The 25152-nt window shown below is 58.2% G+C and carries 21 protein-coding genes, 1 tRNA gene and 1 pseudogene; 8 read left to right on the top strand and 15 right to left on the bottom strand.

The window, feature by feature from the left end; genetic code table 11:
* The first annotated feature begins 24 nt into the window (after nucleotides 1-24).
* Complete coding sequence (locus tag ACZ89R_RS15290) at nucleotides 25-321, top strand: hypothetical protein (protein ID WP_008076394.1); 297 nt, start codon at nucleotides 25-27, stop codon at nucleotides 319-321.
* A gap of 277 nt (nucleotides 322-598) precedes the next feature.
* The gene (locus tag ACZ89R_RS15285; protein WP_008076391.1) at nucleotides 599-2404 is read left to right on the top strand and encodes a phenylacyl-CoA dehydrogenase; all 1806 of its coding nucleotides are present in this window, start codon (nucleotides 599-601) and stop codon (nucleotides 2402-2404) included.
* An 88-nt stretch (nucleotides 2405-2492) separates the two neighbouring features.
* Here the strand turns inward: ACZ89R_RS15285 and ACZ89R_RS15280 are convergent, their stop codons facing one another.
* Nucleotides 2493-4079 carry a hypothetical protein gene (locus ACZ89R_RS15280; RefSeq protein ID WP_429545356.1) on the bottom strand — a complete coding sequence of 529 codons (1587 nt, stop codon included), beginning with the start codon at nucleotides 4077-4079 and terminating at the stop codon, nucleotides 2493-2495.
* 405 nt (nucleotides 4080-4484) lie between these two features.
* Here ACZ89R_RS15280 and ACZ89R_RS15275 point away from each other — a divergent pair, with 405 nt between their 5' ends.
* From ACZ89R_RS15275 to ACZ89R_RS15260, 4 genes are all read left to right on the top strand, one after another.
* Nucleotides 4485-5774: a GGDEF domain-containing protein gene (locus tag ACZ89R_RS15275; protein WP_429545357.1), complete on the top strand. Its 1290-nt coding sequence runs from the start codon at nucleotides 4485-4487 to the stop codon at nucleotides 5772-5774.
* Between the two features lie 90 nt (nucleotides 5775-5864).
* Nucleotides 5865-7661: an acyl-CoA dehydrogenase C-terminal domain-containing protein gene (locus ACZ89R_RS15270; RefSeq protein WP_429545358.1), complete on the top strand. Its 1797-nt coding sequence runs from the start codon at nucleotides 5865-5867 to the stop codon at nucleotides 7659-7661.
* Nucleotides 7662-7929: 268 nt separating this feature from the next.
* The gene (locus ACZ89R_RS15265; protein ID WP_429545359.1) at nucleotides 7930-9708 is read left to right on the top strand and encodes an acyl-CoA dehydrogenase C-terminal domain-containing protein; all 1779 of its coding nucleotides are present in this window, start codon (nucleotides 7930-7932) and stop codon (nucleotides 9706-9708) included.
* 403 nt (nucleotides 9709-10111) lie between these two features.
* Nucleotides 10112-10270, top strand: a complete 159-nt coding sequence (locus ACZ89R_RS15260; protein WP_007904205.1) for a YqaE/Pmp3 family membrane protein — start codon at nucleotides 10112-10114, stop codon at nucleotides 10268-10270.
* Nucleotides 10271-10328: 58 nt separating this feature from the next.
* Here ACZ89R_RS15260 and ACZ89R_RS15255 read toward each other — a convergent pair whose 3' ends face one another.
* From ACZ89R_RS15255 to ACZ89R_RS15210, 10 genes are all read right to left on the bottom strand, one after another.
* On the bottom strand, nucleotides 10329-12161 hold the full coding sequence (locus ACZ89R_RS15255) for a S9 family peptidase (protein WP_476241471.1): 1833 nt from the start codon (nucleotides 12159-12161) through the stop codon (nucleotides 10329-10331).
* Nucleotides 12127-13263, bottom strand: a complete 1137-nt coding sequence (gene pqqE, locus ACZ89R_RS15250) for a pyrroloquinoline quinone biosynthesis protein PqqE (protein ID WP_429547854.1) — start codon at nucleotides 13261-13263, stop codon at nucleotides 12127-12129. Before pqqE ends, ACZ89R_RS15255 begins: the two co-directional genes overlap by 35 nt.
* A gap of 10 nt (nucleotides 13264-13273) precedes the next feature.
* The gene (gene pqqD / locus ACZ89R_RS15245; protein ID WP_429545360.1) at nucleotides 13274-13549 is read right to left on the bottom strand and encodes a pyrroloquinoline quinone biosynthesis peptide chaperone PqqD; all 276 of its coding nucleotides are present in this window, start codon (nucleotides 13547-13549) and stop codon (nucleotides 13274-13276) included.
* The gene (gene pqqC / locus ACZ89R_RS15240; protein ID WP_429545361.1) at nucleotides 13546-14298 is read right to left on the bottom strand and encodes a pyrroloquinoline-quinone synthase PqqC; all 753 of its coding nucleotides are present in this window, start codon (nucleotides 14296-14298) and stop codon (nucleotides 13546-13548) included. The genes pqqD and pqqC overlap by 4 nt, the downstream gene beginning before the upstream one ends.
* 148 nt (nucleotides 14299-14446) lie before the next feature.
* Nucleotides 14447-15358 (bottom strand): pyrroloquinoline quinone biosynthesis protein PqqB, encoded by a 912-nt coding sequence (gene pqqB, locus ACZ89R_RS15235; protein ID WP_429545362.1) that lies wholly within the window; start codon nucleotides 15356-15358, stop codon nucleotides 14447-14449.
* A gap of 84 nt (nucleotides 15359-15442) precedes the next feature.
* Nucleotides 15443-15517, bottom strand: a complete 75-nt coding sequence (pqqA, locus tag ACZ89R_RS15230) for a pyrroloquinoline quinone precursor peptide PqqA (protein WP_009045898.1) — start codon at nucleotides 15515-15517, stop codon at nucleotides 15443-15445.
* Between the two features lie 156 nt (nucleotides 15518-15673).
* Complete coding sequence (pqqF, locus tag ACZ89R_RS15225; RefSeq protein ID WP_429545363.1) at nucleotides 15674-18112, bottom strand: pyrroloquinoline quinone biosynthesis protein PqqF; 2439 nt, start codon at nucleotides 18110-18112, stop codon at nucleotides 15674-15676.
* A gap of 38 nt (nucleotides 18113-18150) precedes the next feature.
* Entirely contained in the window at nucleotides 18151-18945 is a 795-nt protein-coding gene (locus ACZ89R_RS15220) for a carbon-nitrogen hydrolase family protein (protein ID WP_429545364.1), read from the bottom strand.
* Nucleotides 18946-18957: 12 nt separating this feature from the next.
* A complete protein-coding gene (locus ACZ89R_RS15215) occupies nucleotides 18958-20640 on the bottom strand; it encodes a flavin monoamine oxidase family protein (protein ID WP_429545365.1) in 1683 nt (560 codons plus the stop codon).
* A gap of 219 nt (nucleotides 20641-20859) precedes the next feature.
* On the bottom strand, nucleotides 20860-21321 hold the full coding sequence (locus ACZ89R_RS15210) for an Lrp/AsnC family transcriptional regulator (RefSeq protein WP_007980298.1): 462 nt from the start codon (nucleotides 21319-21321) through the stop codon (nucleotides 20860-20862).
* Between the two features lie 139 nt (nucleotides 21322-21460).
* Between ACZ89R_RS15210 and ACZ89R_RS15205 the strand changes: the two genes are divergently transcribed.
* On the top strand, nucleotides 21461-22105 hold the full coding sequence (locus ACZ89R_RS15205) for a peptidase M41 (protein ID WP_429545366.1): 645 nt from the start codon (nucleotides 21461-21463) through the stop codon (nucleotides 22103-22105).
* 160 nt (nucleotides 22106-22265) lie between these two features.
* On the opposite strand, the gene ACZ89R_RS15200 is transcribed toward ACZ89R_RS15205, so the two are convergent.
* Nucleotides 22266-23069 (bottom strand): hypothetical protein, encoded by an 804-nt coding sequence (locus ACZ89R_RS15200; protein WP_429545367.1) that lies wholly within the window; start codon nucleotides 23067-23069, stop codon nucleotides 22266-22268.
* A 51-nt stretch (nucleotides 23070-23120) separates the two neighbouring features.
* The gene (locus ACZ89R_RS15195; RefSeq protein ID WP_429545368.1) at nucleotides 23121-24119 is read right to left on the bottom strand and encodes an Abi family protein; all 999 of its coding nucleotides are present in this window, start codon (nucleotides 24117-24119) and stop codon (nucleotides 23121-23123) included.
* Here ACZ89R_RS15195 and ACZ89R_RS15190 point away from each other — a divergent pair.
* Nucleotides 24105-24329 (top strand): hypothetical protein, encoded by a 225-nt coding sequence (locus ACZ89R_RS15190; protein ID WP_429542457.1) that lies wholly within the window; start codon nucleotides 24105-24107, stop codon nucleotides 24327-24329. The two genes, ACZ89R_RS15195 and ACZ89R_RS15190, sit on opposite strands and share 15 nt — an antisense overlap.
* Nucleotides 24330-24364: 35 nt before the next feature.
* On the opposite strand, the pseudogene ACZ89R_RS15185 reads toward ACZ89R_RS15190, so the two are convergent.
* Both ACZ89R_RS15185 and ACZ89R_RS15180 read right to left on the bottom strand, forming a co-directional pair.
* A pseudogene (locus ACZ89R_RS15185) lies at nucleotides 24365-24647 on the bottom strand (DUF3077 domain-containing protein).
* 413 nt (nucleotides 24648-25060) lie between these two features.
* Nucleotides 25061-25137, bottom strand: a tRNA-Ile gene (locus ACZ89R_RS15180).
* Nucleotides 25138-25152 lie beyond the last annotated feature (15 nt).

Raw genomic sequence — 25152 nt, 5'->3', positions numbered from 1 at the left:
ATCCTTTGTCGGACGAGTTCCCCCATGGAAATCTCAGGAAACACCGCTTTTTATGCCGGTCTGAGCACTATTCAGACCGGGCAGAACCGTGTCGATCAGGCGTCGGGTCAGATCGCCAACAACACCATCGAGCGTTCGGTCACCAGTCAATCCTCCGAGGTTCAGGTTGATCGCCTGCGTTCGGTAGACCGCAGCCAGCAATCGGACTTGGCCAGCAATATGGTCGAGATGTCCCAAGGCAAGTTCCAGGTGGAACTGGGCGTCAAAGTCGCCAAGGCATCCGATGAAATGCTCGGTACGCTGATCGATACATTTGCCTGAGCCCTCGCTGAATCCGCTACTCCAACGCCGCGCCTGTTCGCGGCGTTTTTCTGCGTAAGTCCTTCTGCCTCAACTAATCTCTCCTACATGGCGTGTTGCTCAGTCAACGGCGTTGCGCAACTGTGTGGCCGAGGTTTTCATGGTGCGATGACGAACGGCAAAAGATCGGCGCTTGACAAGAATTGGGCGTAAACGTATGTTTCAAACAACTGTTTGACCGCCACAACAAATCAACGCGGTCGTTCATTCCCGGTTACATCAGCAGAGGTTTATCGCTATGCCTGACTACAAGGCCCCCTTGCGTGATATTCGCTTCGTTCGTGACGAACTGCTCGGCTACGAAGCGCACTATCAGAGCCTCCCGGCTTGTGCAGACGCAACTCCAGACATGGTTGACGCCATTCTCGAAGAAGGCGCCAAGTTTTGTGAGCAGGTGCTGGCTCCGCTGAACCGCGTGGGTGACACCGAAGGCTGCACCTGGAGCGAGTCCGGCGTTAAAACCCCGACCGGTTTCAAAGAAGCCTACAAGCAATTCGTCGAAGGTGGCTGGCCAAGCCTGGCTCACGACGTAGAGCACGGCGGCCAAGGCCTGCCAGAGTCTCTGGGGCTGGCTGTCAGCGAAATGGTTGGCGAAGCCAACTGGTCGTGGGGTATGTACCCAGGCCTGTCCCATGGCGCGATGAACACCATTTCCGAACACGGTACGCCTGAGCAACAAGAGGCTTACCTGACCAAACTGGTTTCCGGCGAATGGACCGGCACCATGTGCCTGACCGAACCGCACTGTGGCACCGACCTGGGCATGCTGCGCACCAAAGCCGAGCCACAGGCCGACGGTTCCTACAAAGTGTCTGGCACCAAGATCTTCATCTCGGCCGGCGAACACGACATGGCCGACAACATCGTCCACATCGTTCTGGCACGTCTGCCGGATGCACCGGCCGGCACCAAAGGCATTTCCCTGTTCATCGTTCCGAAGTTCCTGCCCAACGCAGACGGCTCGATTGGCGCACGCAACGCTGTGACCTGCGGTTCCCTGGAACACAAGATGGGCATCCACGGTAACGCCACTTGCGTGATGAACTTCGACGCGGCCACCGGTTACCTGATCGGCCCGGCGAACAAAGGCCTGAACTGCATGTTCACCTTCATGAACACCGCACGTCTGGGTACCGCGCTGCAAGGTCTGGCTCACGCCGAAATCGGTTTCCAGGGCGGCCTGAAATACGCTCGCGATCGTCTGCAAATGCGCTCCCTGACTGGCCCGAAAGCGCCGGACAAAGCCGCTGACCCGATCATCGTTCACCCTGACGTACGTCGCATGCTGTTGACCATGAAGGCGTTCGCCGAAGGCAACCGTGCGATGGTTTACTTCACCGCCAAGCAAGTCGACATCGTCAAGTACGGCGTCGATGAAGAAGAGAAGAAGAAAGCCGACGCACTGCTGGCCTTCATGACGCCGATCGCCAAAGCCTTCATGACCGAAGTCGGTTTCGAATCCGCTAACCACGGCGTACAAATCTACGGCGGCCACGGCTTCATCGCCGAGTGGGGCATGGAGCAGAACGTTCGCGACAGCCGCATTTCGATGCTGTACGAAGGCACCACCGGTATCCAGGCACTCGACCTGCTGGGCCGTAAAGTGCTGATGACTCAAGGCGAAGCGCTCAAAGGCTTCACCAAGATCGTCCACAAGTTCTGCCAGACCAACGAAGGCAACGACGCGGTCAAAGAGTTCGTCGAGCCATTGGCTGCGCTGAACAAAGAGTGGGGCGAGCTGACCATGAAGGTCGGTATGGCCGCCATGAAAGACCGCGAAGAAGTTGGCGCCGCGTCGGTGGACTACCTGATGTACTCCGGTTACGCCTGCCTTGCCTACTTCTGGGCTGACATGGCGCGTCTGGCTGCCGAGAAACTGGCTGCCGGCACTACCGAAGAGGCGTTCTACACCGCCAAGCTGCAGACTGCGCGCTTCTACTTCCAGCGCATTCTGCCGCGTACTCGCACTCACGTTGTAACCATGCTGTCGGGCGCCAACAACCTGATGGAGATGAAAGAAGAAGACTTCGCGCTGGGTTACTAAGCCTCACGCTGTCGCTTCATAAAGCCGCTGCTTCCTCGGGAGCAGCGGCTTTTTTGTGCGCGCCAGACGCGCAACGCTGCAGTATCCATTAAGGCGTCGGGATAAAAGGCGTGCCGTCGCAATAGAAGTTCCCCGGCAAAACACCCCTGACCGGTACGGCCACCGGGGCTGACCGAATCGCGTGCCCCTGCGCATTGAGCGTCGTATAGAAGACGTACATTACCCCTCTGCCAATCTGCCCCATGGTCAATGGATACGGCACGTTCAAGGTCTGACCCTGCGTCGGAGCGTCGGCTGACAGCAAGGTGGAGACGGTGACTGGCGGATTGATCAGCGTCGAGCCATCGTCCTGTCGACTGAGTGCACAGTTCACAGTAACGGTCGCATTGGCCCGCAAGAGCACCGAGGGAGGGATATACACCTCAATGAAACGGTTGGAATAGGGCAGGTTGCCGGGTTGTGGGGAGTTGCAGGTGAGATTGCCGTCGTTCAGGTTTCTCACCACTGGCGGCAGCAACTGCATGAAGGTCGACAGATTGAAGATCAGATTCCTGGCGTCCAGCCCGTCGAAGTTTCGCCCGCCACTGATGATCCTGAACCTGACGGAGGCCGGCGTATCATTGGTGGTGGCTCCCGGAACAGCGGCTTGCACGCGTGCCGCAGGTACCACCAACCGCATCGGCAACGACTGCCCTGCATACACAACAACCAATGCCGCCAGCGCACCGACGAGCACCGTGATGGAGTCGCCGATCTGCAAACCGTCAACACTGTCCAGCCACACCTCCATCCCGGCCGGCTCACTTTGGTTGATATCCCCCAGAGTCACTGTGTTGTCGGGCGCAATCGCCAGAGGCACCCGGGGTATGGCGATGTTCGTAGGGGTGATTCGCACGGCTACCTTGATCTCAAGTATCTGCGAGTCCCGCGCACGGTTACCCGCCTGGTCAATGAGGCGGTAGGTCAGTTGCTGCGTGCCGTTGCCACGGTTGCGAATAGTGGCCGCCGACACGGGAATAAGGCGATCAGCCGGCAAGTCAGGCAGGGTAATCGGTGGGGTATACGGCACCTGCATGTGGACGTCGGTGTGTCCGTAGTAGAACACTCCGCGCAACGCTGTCTGGTTGTTGATCTCTGCATGTTCAGGAATCCGAAACAAGACAGGGTCATTGTTGGCCAGGTATTCATCGGTAATCAGTGGCGTCGCCAGATTCTCCGGCGGCAGTGGGCGCGGTGGTGTGATGGACAGGTAACCAAAAGGTGCAGTCTTCTTAATCAGCAACCGGGTGCTGGCGGTGGCGCTCAGTCGATTGTCGCCGTCATCCAGAACGTACGTGAGCCGATACTCGCCTTCACTGCCGACCTTACGGCGCGGTACAAGCACCTCGAAATTCCCGGTGGGATACGCCGCCATTTGATGGTGGGCAAGGATTTCATACTCACCCGGAGACGGTAACTCTGCGTATATCCGGATAATGGGGCGCGACCCGGCGGGACCGGGCTGTGGCAATGCCGGGATGACAATACGCAGGTCACGTGCCGCCGCCGTCAGGGGAATCAAGTTACCGGAATTGGGTATGGCTTCCGCCACGCTCAGCGGTAGCAGCCTGGGTATCGCATCACGAATCAGAGCAAGTGAAGTGGTGCTGACTGCCCCGATAATTGGCTCTTCCATACGTGTCACTCCTGTCAGGTTCGGACGACACTCTCCTATCCCGAAAGTGGTGGTCGGGCTCCGGTGAGTGGTGCAGGGAATTAAACGCCGTTAAAACAACGACCGATACTGTCAGAAATGACAGTTGTAAGTGGCGCGCATGTTGCATGAGGCATGGTATTGCCAAACGCCAGGCTCTGAAGGCTTTCCTGCTCCGGCGATCCAAAGTCTGTCAAAAGCCATGGTTGATCGATCTAATGGCTATCAGCCACTTTTTTTCTGAAATACCTGGCAAATCGCTCAGAAAAACCGAATTCCTGCCGTTATAGAGGGTGTGGTGTGATGCAGATCACATTGCGTGTGCCTAATTGCGCCAAGTGAAGGCACAATGCCATCCTTGATTTGCCCGGGCCGGAGCTCAACCCCTTGCCGCGTTCTTCTGCTGTTCATATCAACCATTTCCTGCCGTCGCTGGTCCTGTTACTGGCGGGGCTTGCCGCGGCCTACGTCAAGGATCTCAACGTCTTCTTCACCTCGCTGTTCAACGTGCTGCCTACGCTGGTGCTGTTGCTCGGCGGGGCGTATTGCGCAGTTTACCGACGTCAGCGTGAACTGTTTCTGATGGTCACGGTGTACATCGCCTACTTTCTGCTCGACACTCAGACCGACTACTACCGCGACAACGGTAAAGTCCGTGACGATGCCGCCGTGGTCTTCCATCTGTGCTGTCTGTTGCTGCCATTACTCTTCGGCTTGTTCGCCGCCTGGCAGGAGCGTACCCATCTGTTTCAGGACATGGTGGCGCGTTTCGCCGTGTTGCTGGCGTTCGGCAGCGTGGCGCTGGGGCTGGAACAGAGTTACCCACAGGCGCTGTTGATGTGGCTCTCGGAGATCCGCTGGCCAGCCCTGCATGGCGCCTGGATGAGTCTGATCCAGTTGTCCTACCCGGTATTCATCGCCTCGTTCCTGTTGCTGGCCTGGCAATACTGGCGCAACCCAAGACCTTTGCACGCTGCGCAACTGGTGGGGCTGTTGGGATTGTTCTGGATGTTGCCGAAGACCTTCATCCTTCCTTTCACCCTGAACATCATGTGCAGCCAGGTGATGTTGATGATTGCCGCTGCAGTTGCCCATGAAGCCTATCAGATGGCGTTCCGCGATGAGCTCACCGGCCTGCCGGGTCGCCGCGCCCTGAACGAACGCATGCAACGGCTGGGGCGCAATTACGTGCTGGCCATGGGCGACGTCGATCACTTCAAGAAATTCAACGACACCCATGGCCACGATGTCGGCGATCAGGTGTTGCGCCTGGTCGCCAGCAAGCTGTCGAAAATCAGCGGGGGCGGTAGGGCATATCGCTACGGCGGTGAAGAATTTGCTCTGGTGTTCGCAGGCAAAACCCTCGAAGAGTGTATGCCGCACCTGGAAGTCATCCGCGAATCCATCGCCACCTACAACATCCAGCTGCGCAATCAGGACAGTCGTCCCCAGGATGACCAGCAGGGACGCCAGCGCCGCGCGGGTTCAGGCGCCTCGAGTGTATCGGTCACCGTCAGCATCGGTGTCGCCGAGCGGTTGGAGCAGCGCACGCCGGAAGAAGTGCTCAAATCCGCTGACCAGGCGCTCTACAGCGCCAAAGGCGCGGGGCGAAACTGTGTGATGGCTTTCGGTCAGAACCGTCGTGGGGCGGTGCGCATGGACGCCGCTGCGGGTTGAGTGATGATGGCGCATTCAGCGTCTGGACTGTGATTGTGAGGCGTGGTGCGCGGCAGTAGGTTTGAGCAATCTGCTGCCGGAGAAATGACTATGCCTGAGTACAAAACTCCCCTGCGCGATATGCGCTTTCTGATCGACCACGTCTTCGATTTTCACAGCAACTACGCCGCGCTGGGCGCCACAGATGCCAGCCCGGACATGATTAATGCGATCCTTGAAGAAGGCGCGAAATTCTGTGAGAACGTTCTCGCACCGCTGAACCGAAGTGGCGACGAGGAAGGCTGCCATTTCGACAACGGCTTGGTCACAACGCCTACAGGTTTCAAGCAGGCTTTCGCACAGTACGTGGAAGGCGGCTGGCATGGTCTGGCGGCAGATCCGGCTTACGGCGGCCAGGGTTTACCCAGTTCTTTGGGGCTGGTCATCAGTGAAATGGTCGGTTCCAGCAATACCTCCTGGGGCATGTACCCCGGCCTGACTCACGGTGCGATGTCGGCGATTCACGCCCATGGCACCGAAGAACAGAAACAAACCTATCTGAGCAAGCTCACCGCTGGCCAATGGACCGGCACCATGTGCCTGACCGAAGCCCATTGCGGCACCGATCTGGGCATCATCAAGACCCGCGCCGTGCCTCAGGCTGACGGCAGTTACGCGATCTCCGGCAGCAAGATTTTCATTTCCGCCGGCGAACACGACATGAGTGACAACATCATTCATCTTGTGCTGGCCAAACTGCCGGACGCACCTGCCGGTACCAAGGGCATTTCGCTGTTTATCGTTCCTAAATTCCTACCCAATGCCGAGGGCGAGGCGGGCGAGCGCAATGGCGTTTCCTGCGGTTCGATCGAACACAAAATGGGCATCAAGGCCTCGGCCACCTGTGTGTTGAATTTCGACGACGCCAAGGGTTTCTTGATCGGTGAGCCGAACAAGGGCCTGAACTGCATGTTCACCATGATGAACCACGCGCGGCTCGGCACCGGCATGCAAGGTCTGTGTCTGGGTGAAGCAAGTTTCCAGGGCGCGATCAAATACGCCAACGACCGCCTGCAAATGCGCTCGCTGACCGGCCCGAAAGCACCGGAAAAAGTCGCCGACCCGATCATCGTTCATCCCGATGTGCGCAGAATGTTGCTGACCATGAAGGCCTTCAATGAAGGCAACCGAGCGCTGACTTATTTCACCGCGCAGTTGCTGGACGTCGCTCATCTGAGCCTGGATGAAACGGCGCGTCAGGATGCCGAAGACCTGTTGGCATTCCTGACGCCGATCTGCAAAGCTTTCATGACCGACACCGGGCTGGAGGTGACCAACCTCGGCATGCAGGTGTTTGGCGGCCACGGTTTCATTCGTGAGTGGGGCATGGAGCAGTTGGTTCGCGACTGCCGGATCGCGCCGATCTACGAAGGCACCAACGGCATTCAGGCGCTGGACTTGCTTGGGCGCAAAGTCCTTGGCAGTCAGGGAAAACTGCTGCGCGGCTTCACCAAAATCGTCCACAAATTCTGCGCGGCAAACGCTGAGCATCCGCAACTCGGCAGCTATGTGGCGCAGCTCAACAGTCTGAATCAGCAGTGGGGCGAGTTGACCGCCAAGGTCGGCATGGCGGCGATGAAAAATCCGGATGAAGTCGGCGCTGCCTCGGTGGATTACCTGATGTACAGCGGCTACATCATCCTCGGCTACCTGTGGCTACGCATGGCGTTGGTGGCCCAGGCGCAGTTGGAGGCGGGCGGCGGCAATGCGGATTACTGCCAGGGCAAGCTGGCGACCAGCGAGTTTTACTTCAAGCGTTTACTGCCACGTACAGCCGCACATCGGGCAGCCATCGAGGCGGGCAGCGATTGCCTGATGAAGCTGCCGGCGGAGTTGTTTGCGCTCTGAGGAACATTTGAAAAGCTTAGCGGGCAAGCTTCGCTCCTACGGTTTTATGTCGTTCACGTGAAATGCGTGCGACATGATCTGTAGGAGCGAGGCTTGCCCGCGAATGCGTTCTGGCAGGCGAGAACCATCTCAGCTGAAAGGCTGGTGACTAAAAATAACAAAACGGTCATGGGCTGACCCTATGTGTCGTAAAAGTTGTTGAGGTACACTCGGACACAACGAAATCACTATTCTACGAACCACCTGTTTAGATCTTGCGAGGTTTGCCATGGCTGACTACAAAGCGCCCCTGCGCGATATGCGCTTCGTCCTCAATGAAGTTTTCGAGGTCGCCAAACTCTGGGCCGAATTGCCTGCGCTGGCCGAGGCTGTCGATGCGGAAACGGTCGAAGCCATTCTGGAAGAAGCCGGCAAGGTCACCAGCAAAAGTATCGCGCCCCTGAGCCGCGCGGCCGACGAAGAAGGTTGCCACTGGGCCGACGGTGCCGTCACCACCCCGGCCGGTTTCCCACAGGCTTATCAGACTTACGCTGAAGGCGGTTGGGTTGGTGTCGGTGGCGATCCGACCTATGGCGGCATGGGCATGCCCAAGGCGGTTTCGGCGCAGGTCGAAGAAATGGTCAACTCCGCGAGCCTGTCGTTCGGTCTGTACCCGATGCTGACCGCCGGCGCTTGCCTGTCGATCAACGCCCACGCCAGCGAAGAGCTGAAAGCCGCGTACCTGCCGAACATGTACGCCGGTGTATGGGCCGGTTCCATGTGCCTGACCGAGCCGCACGCCGGTACTGACCTGGGGATTATCCGCACCAAGGCCGAGCCTCAGGCCGACGGTTCCTACAAAGTCAGCGGCACCAAAATCTTCATCACCGGCGGTGAACACGACCTGACCGAGAACATCATTCACCTGGTACTGGCCAAGCTGCCGGACGCACCGGCGGGGCCGAAGGGCATATCGCTGTTCCTGGTGCCGAAGTTCATGGTCAATGCCGATGGCAGCCTGGGCGCGCGTAACCCGGCGAATTGTGGTTCGATCGAACACAAGATGGGCATTCAGGCGTCCGCGACCTGCGTGATGAACTTCGACGAAGCCGTGGGTTACCTGGTCGGCGAGCCGAACAAAGGCCTGGCGGCGATGTTCACCATGATGAACTACGAGCGTCTGGGCGTCGGCATCCAGGGCCTGGCCACTGGCGAGCGCTCGTACCAGAACGCTATCGAATACGCTCGCGACCGTTTGCAAAGCCGCTCGCCGACCGGTGCGCAAAACAAAGATAAGGTCGCTGACCCGATCATCGTCCACCCGGACGTGCGTCGCATGCTGCTGACCATGAAAGCTGCGAACGAAGGCGGCCGTGCTTTCTCGACTTACGTGGCGATGCAGCTGGACACCGCCAAATTCAGCGAAGACGCCACCACCCGCAAGCGCGCAGAAGACCTGGTTGCCTTGCTGACCCCGGTGGCCAAGGCATTCTTGACCGACCTGGGTCTGGAAACCACGGTTCACGGCCAGCAGGTGTTTGGCGGTCACGGCTACATCCGTGAGTGGGGCCAGGAGCAACTGGTGCGCGATGTTCGCATTACGCAAATCTACGAAGGCACCAACGGTATTCAGGCGCTGGACCTTGTAGGACGCAAAATCGTCGGCAGCGGCGGGGCGTTTTACAATCTGTTCGCTGATGAGATTCGTCATTTCATCGGGACAGCCAATGCTGACCTGGCGGAATTCACCCAGCCGCTGAATGACGCGGTGGACACCCTCGACGAACTGACTGCGTGGTTGCTGGACCGTGCGAAAAACAACCCGAACGAGATCGGCGCGGCGTCGGTGGAGTATCTGCAAGCATTCGGTTACATGGCCTACGCCTACATGTGGGCACTGATGGCCAAGGCAGCCTTCGGTAAAGAAGCGCAAGACGAATTCTATGCGAGCAAACTCGGCACGGCGCGGTTCTATTTCGCACGTCTACTGCCGCGTATTCACTCATTGAGCGCGTCGGTAAAGGCAGGCAGCGAATCGCTGTTCCTGCTGGACGCAGGACAATTCTGATCCTTTGACGTTATGTAAGCATTCTCTTACATAACGTGCTGCTGTTTTCCCATAGGCGAAGATTGGATCCAGAGCTAATCTACTTCACATGGACGTCGCGCAGGAAGCGCAAAGCAACAACACGGACACGTAGGATTCTGCCAGGATGGCGGAGTGAAATGGATGTCAGGGAAACAGTCTGCAAAGCCCCGCTTCGGCGGGGTTTTCTTTTGTCCGCAAAAAAGTATTCAGCTCAACCCATCCAATATCGCCGGGCTGCTCAGGTAATCCTCCAGATCTCTATTTCCTCCAGCAAAGTCCGCGACTAAGGGCTGTAATCCGAACTCACACTGAACCCTGAAGAACACCGCAGTGTCGATAAACTGTATGGCCCATAGAGCCAACATCAATCAGGAGCTACCTCATGGATTTTATACGCATCATCATCGCCATTCTGTTGCCGCCACTGGGTGTGTTTCTGCAAGTCGGTTTCGCTGGGGCGTTCTGGCTGAACATTCTGCTGACGTTGTGCGGTTACATTCCGGGGATCGTGCATGCGGTGTATATCATCGCCAAGCGCTGAGTCTGGCCGCGCCGATTAGATCGCATTCGCGAGCAAATACCTGCATTGAGCGAAGACTTCAGCCCGCCAACTCCATCACCCGCCGATAAAACAACCACTCCTGCTCCAGCGCATGGGCCTGATTGCCGGCCTTGCGAAAGCCATGGCGCTCGTCGGCGTAGTAATGCGCTTCGACCAGAATGCCGTTGTCCTGTAGCGCAGTGACCATGTCGCGGGTCTGTTGCGGCACCACCACGGCGTCCAGTTCACCCTGAAAGAAAATCACCGGAACGCTGATGTTGTTCGCGTGCAGCAATGGCGTGCGTGCGGCGTAGCGTTCGGCGTCTTGTTCCGGGTCACCGATCAACCAATCCAGATAATCACCTTCGAACTTGTGCGTAGCACGGCCTAGCGCAACGGGATCGCTGACGCCATACAGGCTGGCGCCCGCACGAAAGACCTTGTGAAAGGCCAGTGCGCACAACGTGGTGTAGCCACCGGCGCTGCCTCCACGGATAAACGCTTTGTCGCCGTCGATCAGTCCACGTTCGGCGAGGTAGGCCACCACCGCACAGGCATCTTCCACATCCACGTCACCCCAGCTCAGATGCAACGCCTGGCGATACGCCCGGCCATAGCCACTGCTGCCTCGGTAATTGAGGTCGGCCACGGCGAAGCCGCGTTGTGCCCAATACTGGATTCGCGGGTCGAACATCGGGTAGCAGGCTGAAGTCGGGCCGCCGTGAATGAACACCACCAACGGTGGTTTCGTGTCGTTGGTCATCGCCGGGTAGAAGAAACCATGGGCCTCGCCCGAGCCGCTCGGATAGCGCAGGGTTTGCGGGCGGCTGATCTGTTCGGCGGGCAGCGGTGCAATACCGCCGGCCACATCGTTGACATGGTGTGTTTCACGGTCGATGGCAATGATTGCCGATGAACTGACCGGTGAAGCGGCGATGCAGTAGATGAACTGCTTATCCTGTGCGAGATGGCGGAAACGGCTGTAGTCGCCAGTGAAATCGTCACGGGAACCATCGCCATGACAAAGCCCCAGTCGACCAAAACCACCCTCGGTCCAACTCGCCAGATAAGTGTCTTCGTCCAACGGCAACCAGGTGCAACCACCCAGTTGCCACGGCGCCGGTCCATGGTCGGCGGCAGCGCTTGGGAGTGGGCTCAAGCCGTTGCCGGACTCCACCCACGGCTGCCAGAAACCGCCGCGATCGGTCAGACAAAACAAACGGCTGCTGTCATCGAATCGAGGTTGTTGCAGTGACTCCTGGGCGCCGTCACCCGCCACACAGCGCGGTTGCGCAAAGGTGAGATCGCTCTGGCGTTCGGCAACCATCAGGCGGGTAGCGGTCCAGGGCTGATCCGGGCGATTCCACTCGATCCAGGCCAGACGTCGACCGTCAGGACTCACGGTCGGTGCAGCATAGAAATCGGCGCCTTCGGCCAGCAGATGACGTTGGCCGTCAGTCAGATTGATAGCCACCAGGCGATGTCGATCACGGTTCTCTTCCACCGCCAGCACCTGCCCGTTGGCGAAGTGCAAATCGCCGTAGCGGCATTCATTTGAAGTCAGCACCTCAGGAGCCTCACCCGTCAGCGATTGCCGATACAGCTGCTGATCGGCCTCGTTGACGAAAACCAGCCCGTCATCGGTCAGACAAAACGCGCCGCCGCCATATTCATACACCCGGCTGCGCACACTGAAGGTAGGCGGCGTCAGGCAACGAGCCTGGCCGTCGCGCCACCGCCAGATCCGGCAGGCGGCATCCTCGGGGCGGTATTCGTTCCAGAACAGGCCATGTTGCCCGACCTGTAACTCGGCGAAGTCGATGCCGGCCGCGACAGCCCTGGCGGCGCTCAAGGGTTCAGCTTTTGGCGATGAGGCGTGAGTTTCGTTCATTGCGAAAGGCCAGTTGTTCGATGGTCTGGGTCGCGTGTTCGGCTTCTTCGCGGGCCTTGAGAATCACGCCGTGATGTTCCGACTTGCTGCACACCGGGTCGGCGTTGCTCGCGTCACCCGTGAGCATGAACGCCTGGCAGCGGCAGCCGCCGAAATCCTTTTCTTTCTCGTCGCAGGAACGGCACGGCTCGGGCATCCAGTCGTAGCCGCGAAAGCGGTTGAAACCGAACGAGTCGTACCAGATGTGCTGCATGCTGTGGTCGCGCACGTTGGGAAACTGCACCGGCATCTGTCGGGCACCGTGACAAGGCAGGGCGGTTCCGTCCGGCGTGACGGTCAGAAAAATGCTGCCCCAACCGTTCATGCAGGCTTTCGGGCGTTCTTCGTAATAGTCCGGCGTCACGAAAATCAGCTTGCACGGATGCCCTTCGGCTTCCAGTTTGGCGCGGTATTCATTGGTGATACGTTCGGCGCGCACCAATTGTTCTTTGGTCGGCAACAGGCCAACCCGATTGAGCTGGGCCCAGCCGTAGAACTGGCATGTCGCGAGTTCGACGAAGTCCGCTTCAAGGGCAATGCACAGCTCGATGATCCGGTCGATCTTGTCGATGTTGTGCCGATGGGTGACGAAGTTCAGCACCATCGGATAGCCGTGAGCCTTCACCGCGCGAGCCATTTCGAGTTTCTGCGCGAAGGCTTTTTTTGAGCCGGCCAGCAGGTTGTTCACTTGCTCGTCGCTGGCCTGGAAACTGATCTGGATGTGGTCCAGACCGGCCTTCTTGAAGTCGCTGATTTTCTGCTCGGTGAGACCGATACCGGAGGTGATCAGGTTGGTGTAGAAGCCCAACTTGCGCGCTTCAGCGATGAGTTCGGCGAGGTCTTGGCGCACCAGCGGCTCACCACCGGAAAAACCCAGCTGCGCCGCACCCATCTCCCGGGCTTCGCGAAAGACTTTGATCCACTGCTCGGTGGACAACTCTTTGCCTTGCTCGGCGAAATCCAGAGGATTGGAGCAGTACGGACATTGCAACGGGCAGCGATACGTCAGCTCGGCCAGCAACCACAGTGGCAGGCCGATTTCAGGCTTGGGCGGTAACTTGATTGACGTGGAGTCAGGCAAGTTCGATCCAGTGCTGAGCACGGGCAACCTCCATGAATTGCTCGATGTCGTCACCGAGCTCAGGCACGCCGGGGAACTGCGCGTCCAGTTCGGCAATGATCGCCGCGACGTCCCGCTGGCCATCAATCAAGCCGCCAATCAGCGCGGCGCTGTCGTTGAGTTTGATCATGCCTTCCGGGTAGAGCAGCACATGGCCTTTTTGCGCCGGTTCGTACTGGAAACGGTAGCCGGTGCGCCATGTCGGGGTTTTGCTGCGATCGAAACTCATACGATGATTCCTTTATGCCAGACCCGCTGTTCGGTCACGCTGTGGTAGGGCGGGCGGTTCAGTTCGTAAGCCATGCTCATGGCATCGAGCATGCTCCAAAGAATGTCCAGTTTGAACTGGAGAATTTCCAGCATGCGCTCCTGGCCTTCCCGCGTAGTGTAGTGCTGCAAAGTGATCGCCAGACCGTGCTCTACATCCCGGCGCGCCTGGCCCAGACGCGTACGGAAATATTCGTAACCGGCCGGGTCGATCCACGGGTAATGCTGCGGCCAACTGTCGAGACGCGATTGATGGATCTGCGGCGCGAACAGCTCGGTCAGCGAACTGCTGGCGGCTTCCTGCCAACGGGCTCGGCGGGCGAAGTTGACGTAGGCATCCACGGCAAAACGCACGCCGGGCAGCACCAGTTCCTGAGAGCGCAGTTGATCCGGGTCGAGGCCGGCCGCTTGGCCGAGGCGTAGCCAGGCTTCGATGCCACCCTCTTCGCCGGGGGCGCCGTCGTGGTCCAGCAGGCGCTGAATCCACTCGCGACGAATCTCGCGGTCCGGGCAGTTGGCCAGGATCGCGGCGTCCTTGAGCGGGATGTTCACCTGATAATAGAAACGGTTGGCGACCCAGCCCTGGATCTGCTCGCGCGTCGCCCGGCCTTCATACATCGCCACGTGATACGGGTGATAGATATGGTAGTAGGCACCCTTGGCGCGCAGGGCCGCTTCGAATTCGGCGGGGGACATTGCGGTGTCAGTCATTGCGTTTCTCCGGGAAACAAACCTAGATGTGTAGCGCTTGTGCGGGCCTCATCGCGAGCAGGCTCGCTCCCACAGGGTTTCGCGTGGCAACCCCATCCAGTGTGGGAGCGAGCCTGCTCGCGATAGACCGCGCAGCGGTCTCGGTTTCCTACAACACAATACTCATGCCGTCATACGCCACTTCAACCTCGCGCCGAGCCAGCTCCGCACGCTCCGGCGAATCTTCATCGAGAATCGGGTTGGTGTTGTTGATGTGGATAAGCACTTTGCGTTGCTTGGGCAGCTGTTCCAGCACTTCGAGCATGCCGCCAGGGCCGTTCTGCGCCAGGTGGCCCATTTCCCGGCCAGTGCGGGTGCCGACGCCACGGCGCTGCATTTCGTCGTCGTCCCACATCGTGCCATCCACCAACAGGCAATCGCTGCTGGCCATGATCTTCAGCAGCGATATGTCGACCTTGCCCAGGCCCGGTGCATAGAACAGTTTGCCGCCGGTGCTCAGGTCTTCGACGATCAGGCCGATGTTGTCGCCCGGATGCGGGTCGAACCGATGCGGCGAGTACGGTGGTGCAGCGCTACGCAGGGGCAGCGGGGTGAAGCGCAAATTCGGGCAGGCCGGGACGGTGAAGCTCTGATCGAGTTCGATACGGTTCCAGTTCAACCCGCCATTCCAGTGAGTCAGCATGGTGAACAGCGGGAAACCGGTGCTCAGGTCTTCGTGGACCATGTCGGTGCACAAGACCTGATGCGGGCAACCTTCGCGCAGGCTGAGCAGACCTGTGGTGTGATCGATCTGGCTGTCCATCAGGATGATTGCGCTGATGCCGGTGTCACGCAGCGCGCGGCCCGGCTGCATTGGCGCAAAACTCTGGAGCTGGGCGCGGATGTCCGGCGAAGCATTGCACAGCACCCAGTTCACGCCGTCATCGGAAATAGCGATGGACGACTGGGTACGTGCCTCGGCCCGCAGGCTGCCGTCGCGAAAACCTGCGCAGTTCACGCAGTTGCAGTTCCACTGGGGGAAACCGCCGCCGGCGGCGGAACCTAGAATCTGGACAAACATGGCCGCTCCATCATTGAAAGCTGAAAATAAAAACGCCCCGGCGAGCCGAGGCGTAGCACTGCATTCTCTACCAGGCGGCAGAGCTTAGCGGCTTGCGAAGTACATGGTGACTTCGAAGCCGATACGCAGGTCGGTGTAAGCAGGTTTGGACCAGGACATAGAAGCGCTCCTTCAGGTGGATGGGACAGTTGAGACCTATACATATAGTCCACCTCCTGCTGGAGATGTTCAGATAGTTAGGTGGCTATGTTACTCAAAATTACAGAGCGATTGGCCACGAATCTTTGAGAAAGCTAATTGCAGCGCCGGTAATGATCATTTTGCCACTTGCCAAGGCGCCCCGGAACAAGGCCCGCTGGCCAGACAGCGCCATCCACCATCGGCCCGATTCAGTCGTTGGGCCGCCGCCAGCAAGGCTTCACGGTCGGTCATCAGAATTGCCTGAGGCAGACGCTGCAGGTAATCAGACGAATGGCCGGCCAGTTTGCCTTGCCAGAGCAGTTCGGCGGCTTGGGCATTGGGCAGGGCGATGCTGTCGAATTGATCGGCCAGGGCTTGGCGCTGAGCAATGAAGGTCGCGTCATCGATACTTTCGATCATCCCTTCCAGTTTGCTGAGGAACTGTTCGATGTGTTCCAGTAAATCCATGGGCGCGACGCTCGGCGATTGCACGCCGAACAGCAGCCCGGTCTGACCGTTTATCTGGCGTAGTCCGCTGAACACGGCATACCCAAGTTGCAACTCTACTCGGAGGCGCTGGTAGAACGGCGTCTGGCACACGTGTGCGAGCACACGCCAGGCGGCCTCATCGGCGATGTCATGGGTTGCTGTCGGACAGAAGAGTAGCAGCGCGTGTTCGCTGGAGCCGGTATCGACGGAGTTCCAGAGATGCTGCGACCGAATCGACGGCGGTGGCGTCAGTTGACTGTTCGCAGTGCCGGGAATACGACTCAAGGCAAGCCCCATTGCTGCTTGAGTCTGGGCAGACAGGCCTGTGGCCAGGCCATCCCAGCGTGCGCTCGACCAGAGTTGCTGTAGGTCATCTGAGGCTACGCTGTGCTCATGGCATAGATCGGGCAATGCTTTGAGAAGCTGTCGAATCGGCATCAATGCAACAGCCGCCGGCTCTTCCTGTGAGAAATCGGCATCAGGTTTTGTCAGTTCTTTCAGCGCATGTTCGAGGACTGTCGGCATCGGTTCCTGCAGGCCCGTCATTTTCAACAGCCATTCATTGCCTGATGTGCTGAAGGAAAAGTCGACACCGGCCTGACGCGCATCTTCGCGCAGCAACCGCAGGTTGTTTTCCAGATTCGACTGAAGGCGACTGTGAGGCGCGAACTCCAGGCGCCAGCGCAGATAAACCGCACCTTCATCCGTGTTATCCGGCAACGCCTGACTGAACTGCATCGGCGAACGTTCGCGGCGACTGCGTGAGCGATCCTGGGCAAACGTCCGCAGGCCGCGGTGGGCGCTGGTCTGGCCGCGAATCAATCCGGCATTCGGGGCTGGCGTCTCGGCGCGCAAAAACGGGTTGGGAGTCGGCAGTTGCCACTGGCCGGTAAAGTTATCCACAGCGCCGATTTGTTTGAGGATTGCCTTGAGGGCGACAACGCCCTGTTCGGACAGCCCGACTTCAAGCTGTTCGCTGTCTCGTCGGGCCAGTTGCAAGGCGCTGCTGACTTGCTGTTGGCGCTGCAGCAGGGCTGCATACTCTTCGCGCAATTCGGCCCAATTCTGATGAGAGGCAAAAAAGCCCAGCCAATCCAGGAGCCGTTCGCGAATCACGTTGTCCGGTTGCGTGGCGTGGGCGGATCGTGTGAATTCGATGTGCAGCAGGGCTTGGCCAGCGTAGTGATAGAGCAGCGCGGCTTTCAAGTTGTCCGCCATCCCATGCTCTCGCAGCTGCGCCACCAGGCCGCCGGGTTTTTCGGCGTTCAGCCAATGGCACAGGAACGCCAGCGCTTCGGGCGATGAGTCGGGCAGCGCTTCGAAGGTGAACAGCAGATCCAGTCGACGTTCTCCAGCCTGTTGATAACTATTGTCTGAAGAATCCATCAACAGGGTGGGTTTTGTCTGAGGGACTTTCTCGCCGGGGGGAATAGCAACGGCAAACGCCTGTGCCATCCGCTTCAATTCATCGAGACTCTGTGGGCCAGCCAAGCTTAGCGTCATCTGCCCGCTCTGATAAAACCGCTGATAGAAGTCCTTCAGCGCTTGCTGGAATTCGGGCTGCGGCACCGGCAGGCTGTAACGGTTTCCCGCGTGAAATGCCCGCAAAGGGTGAGCCGCCGAGAGCCCATCGAACAGCGCAAACTGCTGTTGGGCCGTCGCATCCCGCGACCAGGCGACAAATTCGGCATGCAGCACTTCCCGTTCCCGCCGCTGATCGTCCGGATTCATACGCGGATGAGCGAGCATGTCTGACAGACGCTCCAGCCCACCCCTGAACGCTTGAGGTGGCAGCTCGAAAAAGAAGTCCGTCGTACGTTCGCTGGTTCGCGCATTCACCTGCCCGCCATGACCTACCACGTAGGCCATCAGCCCTTGGCCTGCGGGAAAGCGCTCTGTACCCAAGAACAGTAAATGCTCAAGGAAGTGCGCCAGCCCCGGCCAGGCCAGTGGCACGTCGTGACTGCCAGCGGCGACCCGCAACGCAGCGGCGCAACGTTTCAAATCCGGCGCGTGACGCAGCGTCACCCGCAGGCCATTGGCGAGGGTTTCAGTGTGGAGGCGAGGGTGATTCAGCGCAGGCATGAGCACTTCCAGAACAGAGAAGCGCTAATGCTAGCGGATTAGGGCTTGTTCAGCTCGCCGTATAGCTCGGGACGGCGGTCGAGGAAGTAGCGATTGGCGGCGCGGGAATCGATCATCAGCTGACGATCCAGTTCACCGACAATCAGTGCTTCATCAAGTCCGGCCTGGGCGATGCGGCTGCCATCCGGCGCGGCGATGCTGCTTTGGCCGCAATACTGGATGTCGTCTTCGTGCCCGCAATAGTTGGCGTAAGCCACATAACACTGGTTTTCGAAAGCCCGTGCGCGGACGGTGACATCGGCAATGAAATCGTAGGGAATCATGTTCGCCGTCGGTACCAGGATCAGCTCGGCACCGGCCAATGCCAGGCGCCGGGCGTTTTCCGGGAACTCCAGGTCGTAGCAGATCAAAAAGCCAAGCGTCCAGCCGTTGAGTTCAACCAGCGCAAACTCATCCGGCCCAGGGCTGAACATCGAGTGATCGAGGTCGCCGAACAAGTGAGTCTTGCGGTAGTTGCACAACCGCTCGCCATGGGCGTCGATCAACTGCACGGCATTGTAGATCTGCCCGTCTTCGGTACGCTCCGGGTAGCCATACAAAATGGCGATCCCCGTCGTTTTGGCAATGCGCGCGATTTGCTGCGCCGATTCACCGTTATGCACCTCCGCCAGCACACTGACCGCATCGATGCCGATGTTGTAGCCGGTCAGGAACATTTCCGGCAGCACCAGCAAGTCCGCGCCCTTGGCCTCCAGCGCCAGTTGATGCAGGCGTTGCAGATTACCTGCGACATCCAGGGGCAGCGGTGGGCATTGGTAAAGGGCTACGCGCATTTCGGATTCCTCTTACTCGGGCAGGGCGATCGGACCGATCTCGTTGAACACATCTCCTGGACCCGGGTTTTCGGCGTGAGTTTCACCGCCGAAGTGTTTCATGATCCCCCACACCGCGTTGAGCGACGTCTGCACCGCGCCTTCGACCCATGCCGGCGTCCAAGAAACGTCGTCGCCGGCGATGAAAATCCCGCGCTGCTCGGCCGGCATGTCGTCCTGCATGAAGTGCGCGTACATGCGCTGATTGTAGCGGTAGTGGCCGGGCAGGGCGCCTTTGAAAGCGCCGAGGAAATGCGGGTCGGCTTCCCACGACACAGTGATCGGATCACCGATGATCCGCGCGGCGATGTCGACTTTCGGATAGATCTTCTTCAATGCATCCAGCGCCAGCTTCACGCGTTTTTCCACCGGGTGCGGGAGCATTTTCAGGGCGTCGCTCATCCACGAGTACGACAGGCAAATCACCCCTGGTTTGTCGTCGCCGTTATCGAACAGGTACGTGCCGCGGGTCAGGCGATCAGTGAGAGTCATGCTCATCAGATCGCGGCCTGTTTCCGGGTCCTTGTCCTTCCAGAATGGGCGATCGACCATCACAAACGTCTTCGACGATTGCATGTAGCGGGTGCGGTCCAGGGCCATCCACATCTTTTGCGAGAACAGGCTTTCGTCGCATTCGATCTGGGTGGTCAGCAGCCAGCTCTGGCAGGTGGTCAGTACGGCCGCGTATTCGCGTGTGTCGCCGTAGTTATCGGTGACCGTAAAACGCCCGTTCGGCGCGTGGGCAATTTTCTTCACGCCGGAACGTGGCGCGCCGCTGTGCAACGAACTGAGACTGGTGCCTTCAGGCCAATGCACGCAACGCTCCGGCACATGGCGCCAGATGCCCAGCGGCACTTGTTCCACGCCGCCGACTACCAAGTGCTGGTGATCGTCGCAGTTGGTCATCACCACGCGGAAGATTTCCAGCATCGAGTTGGGGAAGTCCGAGTCCCAGCCGCCAGTACCGAAACCGACTTGGCCGAACACTTCGCGGTGATGGAACGAGAGCTTGGCGAAGGCTTCGGAGGTGGCGACGAAATCATAGAACGTGCGGTCGTCCCACAGCGGCACCAAGGTGTTCCACAATTCCTTGAGGCGCGGCACGTCGCGGTCGCGGATGGCTTGCTGGATATCGGAGAACTGCGAGCCGGCTTCCAGAGCATCGGCCCAGGCGTCAGCGACTTCCTGGAACAGTGCAGGAAGATCCGACAGTTTCTGTGCGTAATGAGTTTTACCTTCCAGATCGATTACCGTGCTGCCCGACGCAGGCGTCAGCGGGTTCGGGAAGGGCTTGGTCTGGAGGCCGAGCTTGTCGACGTAGTGATAAAACGCAGTGGACGATACCGGGAAACGCATACCGCCGAGCTCGGCGATGATGCCTTCAGCGCCATTGAAGGCCTGCGAACGCAGACGGCCGCCCATCTTCGAGGCTTCGTAGACGACGGGTTTAAGGCCCAGCTTCATCAATTCGTAGGCGGCCACCAGGCCTGCAATGCCGGCGCCGACAATCGCCACTTCGGCGCCGTGATTGTGTGCCGGAATGCTGCCCAGCCCGGCCGGGTGCTCGATCCAGTCGTCGAAAGCGAAAGGAAAGTCCGGGCCGAAAACGGTGACCGGTTTTTTACCGTCTGCAGGATGGCGATTGTTCTTGTTCATGGCTGACCTTGCTGGCGACCTGACGCAGAGTGCGCGTCTGAGTATAGGAAAAGATGGCAGCCATTCTAGAGAGCGTAGAACACGTTAATAAGACGCAATGTGTCGTCATTTTGCTAATTACTTGATCAATATGACGACGCACCACTACACACTGTTCAATGTGGGAGCGAGCCTGCTCGCGATGAGGCTCGATCAGGCAATGGAATTATCGGTTGAAACTCAAACCGGCTGCCCCCGATCAATCTTGCTGCTCAAGATGATCGAAGTCGTCGTCTTCTCCACCCCGTCCACACTGCCGATCTGATCCAGCAACTGATCCAGCTGCTCCGGCGAATCGGTGCGCAACCACGCCACATAATCGAATTCGCCACTCACCGCGCACAACTGCTGAACCTGCGCCATGGCGCTGAGACGACGCAGCACTTCCTTGCCGGACCGTGGTTGCACCGTAATCCCGACGTATGCCTGCAATCCACCATCCACCACGCGCTGTCCCAGGCGCACACCGTAACCGGTGATTACCTTGGCCTTTTCCAGCCGCGCCAGGCGCGACGTGACGGTGGTGCGGGCGATGCCCAGTTGCCGGGCGAGCATGGCGACACTTTCGCGCGCGTTGATTTGCAAGGCCGCGATCAATTGGCGGTCGATTTCGTCAAGGACGGGAGGGCGGGTGTCAGGCAAAGGGGCATCTCCAGCGGTATAGAGCAATGGGCAGGCATGTTACAGGCACTCCATGCCCTCAACGGGTTAATTGGATGGACACAAATTGTCACTCGTAGTCGAATGCGCAACCAAGGGCTGTGAAAGCGAGGGGATCGAAATGAAGAGCATGCCAGCGGCTCTGCGAGACTATGCACTGCAGATTGCGAATCATGAAATGGGGCACTACGTAGTCGCCCGAGCCCTGGGCTTTGAAACGGGTGATGTGACCCTGAAAGTTACCATGGGCCTGACCCATCATGGAGGGGCCTCCATTACCTTGACGCGGTCAATTTCGTCGATCGACGGCATGAAGGAACATTTGGAGGCTCGGATAATGGTCCTCTTCGCCGGCTCCATGGCGCAGACATTACCTGCAAAGCAATCGCCCGAGAAACGCGTCGATAAGTCGAAAGCGGCAGCCATCCTGAAAGGAGAGTTTGGTGCGGAACAGGATCACGCAAAAATAAGAGAGTTGCGGTACTTGCTTCGAAATATCGCCTACCCCGATACGGATCCAGCATCGTCTGACAGCATCATTACTGAGCTGACAGATATTAATGATCGCTTGTGGTTGCGGACTCAAAAAATCGTGGAGGAATTGGCCGATACGATTACCGGATTGGCAGGGGTTCTGGTAGACCGCATGGTCCTCGTGGACCTGTGGGGGAGGGCCGGGGATTCGTATGAGGTTGTGTTGACGGGGGAAGTGCTTGAAGGGCTGGTGCCCGTGCAGGCGATACCAGCGTTGAGTGTTTGGGAGTAAGTATCCAGGTGGCCGCTGGGCGCAGTGAAGATCGGGCATTTCAAGGGATGAGCTGCCGCTATTGTTCGGATTCCATCGTCGTTCCTCAACAACAGAAACCTACGCGTCAGGCACAAAGAAGCCGCGAAGTGCGCGGCTTTGACTAGGGTGGTCAGCCGAATCAGCAGCCTGGCGTGGGCAACTCCGAGCCGATCGTGATAGCCGTGACCTGCACCGCCTGAAAGCTCTTCTGCGCCGGCGCATCGAACGTTCGCTCGCAGTTGAAACGAGTGTCCATGACAAAATCTTCGCCCTTGGCTTTAGTCATGCTGGCTTGCCACTGGTTGGAAGCTTGCAGCGCTTGATCGCTGACCAGTGCAACTTCCAATAACACTTGACGGAAACCCACCGCGCGCGGCCCGTCCCATAAGGCATAAACGGACGGCTCGGCAGCATTGCCACACATAGTCAAACAGTCAGCATAGAAATTGAGATCGCCAGCGGCTTCTTGAAAGTTACCGAAGGTCAGCGGCTTGTTGGCGGCTGGTGCGAACGAGTCACCGATGAAGGACTTCAAATCGGCCCGGCAGTCAGGTGAAAGCTCCATGCGCAACGCGTTGATCGTCCCGCCACCCGCCGTCGCCGTGATCTGACAGCCCTCGACCCTATAGGTGTGCTGATCACCGGAGCTTTTTCGCGCAATGCCCGCAACCGATTCAAAATAACGCAGGTTCGTGCCGAGCATTTCCCCGTTGAACACTTCGGCAATACTGGCCTTTGCCTGGGCAATTGCGGGGCTGCTGGTAGCAATCACCGCCGTGAACAGGCTCGTGAAAATGGCTTTCTTCATCTGCAAATTCCTTTTTGTCTCGATTGAGTCGAACATGTTCTTCGATGCCGAGGCGCAACCATAACCAAAGTTGATGAATATTGGCCAGTAGTGAGTGTTCGCGTGGGGAATCGTAAATGAGCGGCTGATATTCATATTCACAAGAAGCCTTGGTGAGAGCACCGGAGCTTTTGGTTTTCTATTGAATTATTCAGCTATTTTCCAGAACGGGTCTTGGTGCCAGTCTTGTGGAAACCCCATTGCTCGCTGATTCACATTTGGAAACTCTTGCATCAAGTCCCGCAAGCGATGATCCCAGCTGGTGTGTGGGCTCACTTGGCGCATCAGGTGACTGAGAATGCACAAAACCGAAAAAATCCGTGGATGCTGTGCCTGCTGAAGTAATGCAAGCGGCCACGAGAAGCCAGTTTTCTTAGGCAGTTCTGGCCGTATACCCAGCTCTCGATTCCACAGCCTCGCATGATGGGCGCAAATATTGCGGATGGTCGTCAATGTATGCAGCCATGACTGCAACAGTGGTGCTGGCAGTTCGAGGCATCTGGCGATGACTTTCTTGTCGGCGTCTCGCGCCAGACCTTTATAAAGATGTGACAGATCACCCAAGGTCAGTTCTTCCAGCATGGCCCATCCGGGCATCAGTGACGGCTGGTCGTACGTTACTGGATAGTGCCGCGCGTAGCTTTCCTTGGCTCGTTGGTGTTTTAGATGATCCTTTCGCCCTTCATCGGTTTGTAAGCGATCTATCCGTTGACACTCTTTTTCGTAATCGCGTCTAGCAGCATTTTGCTTGGTACGGATGGTTTCCAGCAATCGAGCATGGTCGTAGGAGTGCTGAAACAACCGCGCCTCCATGTACCAGTGCCCACCATGATTCGGTCCCATGTGATTGCTGATCAGTGAGCGAACTGCAACCTCGACGCGTTCGATGGCATCCATGACAAGTAGGCGCAGGCGACGGTCGAAATCATAAAGCGTGGTCAGGTCACGAAATCCAGCGCCTTTGCGGAAGGGGTGGTCTTCGTCCTCCGCTTGCTGGAAAGTTCGCATGTAGGGGGTTAGGCGGAAGAAACTCACTGCCTGTAAAAAGTGGCGAGCCCGTGTGTCATCCTGAATATGCAACCCACGCTGCTTGAGCAATTCGATCTGTGCGGTGATATCGATGACGGGCTTATGGAAAACTCTCATGCCCTAAAAGCTCCGGGCAAAAAAAACCCGCGCAATTTGTGCTTAGCTGCTGAAGCAACCATAGGCATGGCGGGTGTGTTGCGGGCAAGACTAGGTTCAACCGCATTGGTTTGCAAGTTTTTTGCTGAAGGCTCGATAGGCGGATGTACCTGGTTTTGCATGAGTGATCTCGATGCTCTTGTTGGCGGGGAACTGATCTTTTTCAGGTGAAAGCCACGCATTGCGTGGCTTTCTGATTGGTCCGACTAAACCTCGGATTCGTCTTTGGTCCGAGTCGGTCGCGGCGTAAGAACCTTTACCACATCATCAATCACCGCTTTGCTCATCGCCGTCAGATAGTGCGCGGCCCAGGCGTGCGTCCTCGGCAAATGATTTGGCGAGGAACAGCAGATCGGAGGCCTGAGTCAATGCGTCGAGGATGGGGACGCCAGCGCTGACGTGGAACAGTGGCTGATCCGAGCAATAGGTGAAGGGCGTGAAACCGATGGTTTTTAGTTCTGAAGTTGCGGATGGATTTGTTTTGGTCATGGTTTTACTCCTGGGTTCGAGGAGCTGCCCTTTTCGTTACCACACGAAAAGGTGGCAGCTGTACGCAGGGTGGTAAACCGGGAACCAAGGAAACCGGCACGCCCGAGGGCGTCCCACGCACAGCCGCCATATCAAGATCACAGGCATAAAAACTGCCTGTATCCGTAATGAGTGCACTGTTGCGCTGGTTTCACCGAGTTACCACACCCGATCGCTGCATTTGCAGCGACGTCCGGAGAGTATCCCGTCGAAGAAAAGCCCAACAAGGCGGAAAAGCGCCTAAACGCACCCATTACGCAATTCTCGGAGTTTGCCTACAAGGTCTGCGGGCGTCATCCGATATTGCGACACCTTCAGCAAAACAAACCTACACGTCAGGCACGAAAAAGCCGCGCAGTGCGCGGCTTTGAGTATGGTGGGCCCAGTAGGACTCGAACCTACGACCAAGGGATTATGAGTCCCCTGCTCTAACCAACTGAGCTATAGGCCCTCAGTAGGCCGCGGA

The sequence above is a fragment of the Pseudomonas sp. TE3728 genome, from assembly GCF_056279145.1.
Note: the sequence above shows the minus strand (reverse complement) of the source record. Positions and strands in the feature narration are given on the sequence as shown.

What these genes read in the sequence shown, in the direction of transcription:
- ACZ89R_RS15290 (WP_008076394.1), top strand. Translation starts at nt 25, where the DNA reads ATGGAAATCTCAGGAAACACCGCTTTTTATGCCGGTCTGAGCACTATT.
- pqqD (WP_429545360.1), bottom strand. Translation starts at nt 13,549, where the DNA reads ATGAGTTTCGATCGCAGCAAAACCCCGACATGGCGCACCGGCTACCGT.
- ACZ89R_RS15220 (WP_429545364.1), bottom strand. Translation starts at nt 18,945, where the DNA reads ATGCGCGTAGCCCTTTACCAATGCCCACCGCTGCCCCTGGATGTCGCA.
- ACZ89R_RS15195 (WP_429545368.1), bottom strand. Translation starts at nt 24,119, where the DNA reads ATGAGAGTTTTCCATAAGCCCGTCATCGATATCACCGCACAGATCGAA.
- ACZ89R_RS15280 (WP_429545356.1), bottom strand. Translation starts at nt 4,079, where the DNA reads ATGGAAGAGCCAATTATCGGGGCAGTCAGCACCACTTCACTTGCTCTG.
- ACZ89R_RS15270 (WP_429545358.1), top strand. Translation starts at nt 5,865, where the DNA reads ATGCCTGAGTACAAAACTCCCCTGCGCGATATGCGCTTTCTGATCGAC.
- ACZ89R_RS15265 (WP_429545359.1), top strand. Translation starts at nt 7,930, where the DNA reads ATGGCTGACTACAAAGCGCCCCTGCGCGATATGCGCTTCGTCCTCAAT.
- pqqB (WP_429545362.1), bottom strand. Translation starts at nt 15,358, where the DNA reads ATGTTTGTCCAGATTCTAGGTTCCGCCGCCGGCGGCGGTTTCCCCCAG.
- ACZ89R_RS15255 (WP_476241471.1), bottom strand. Translation starts at nt 12,161, where the DNA reads ATGAACGAAACTCACGCCTCATCGCCAAAAGCTGAACCCTTGAGCGCC.
- ACZ89R_RS15200 (WP_429545367.1), bottom strand. Translation starts at nt 23,069, where the DNA reads ATGAATATCAGCCGCTCATTTACGATTCCCCACGCGAACACTCACTAC.
- pqqC (WP_429545361.1), bottom strand. Translation starts at nt 14,298, where the DNA reads ATGACTGACACCGCAATGTCCCCCGCCGAATTCGAAGCGGCCCTGCGC.
- ACZ89R_RS15190 (WP_429542457.1), top strand. Translation starts at nt 24,105, where the DNA reads ATGGAAAACTCTCATGCCCTAAAAGCTCCGGGCAAAAAAAACCCGCGC.
- ACZ89R_RS15215 (WP_429545365.1), bottom strand. Translation starts at nt 20,640, where the DNA reads ATGAACAAGAACAATCGCCATCCTGCAGACGGTAAAAAACCGGTCACC.
- ACZ89R_RS15205 (WP_429545366.1), top strand. Translation starts at nt 21,461, where the DNA reads ATGAAGAGCATGCCAGCGGCTCTGCGAGACTATGCACTGCAGATTGCG.
- ACZ89R_RS15285 (WP_008076391.1), top strand. Translation starts at nt 599, where the DNA reads ATGCCTGACTACAAGGCCCCCTTGCGTGATATTCGCTTCGTTCGTGAC.
- ACZ89R_RS15260 (WP_007904205.1), top strand. Translation starts at nt 10,112, where the DNA reads ATGGATTTTATACGCATCATCATCGCCATTCTGTTGCCGCCACTGGGT.
- pqqF (WP_429545363.1), bottom strand. Translation starts at nt 18,112, where the DNA reads ATGCCTGCGCTGAATCACCCTCGCCTCCACACTGAAACCCTCGCCAAT.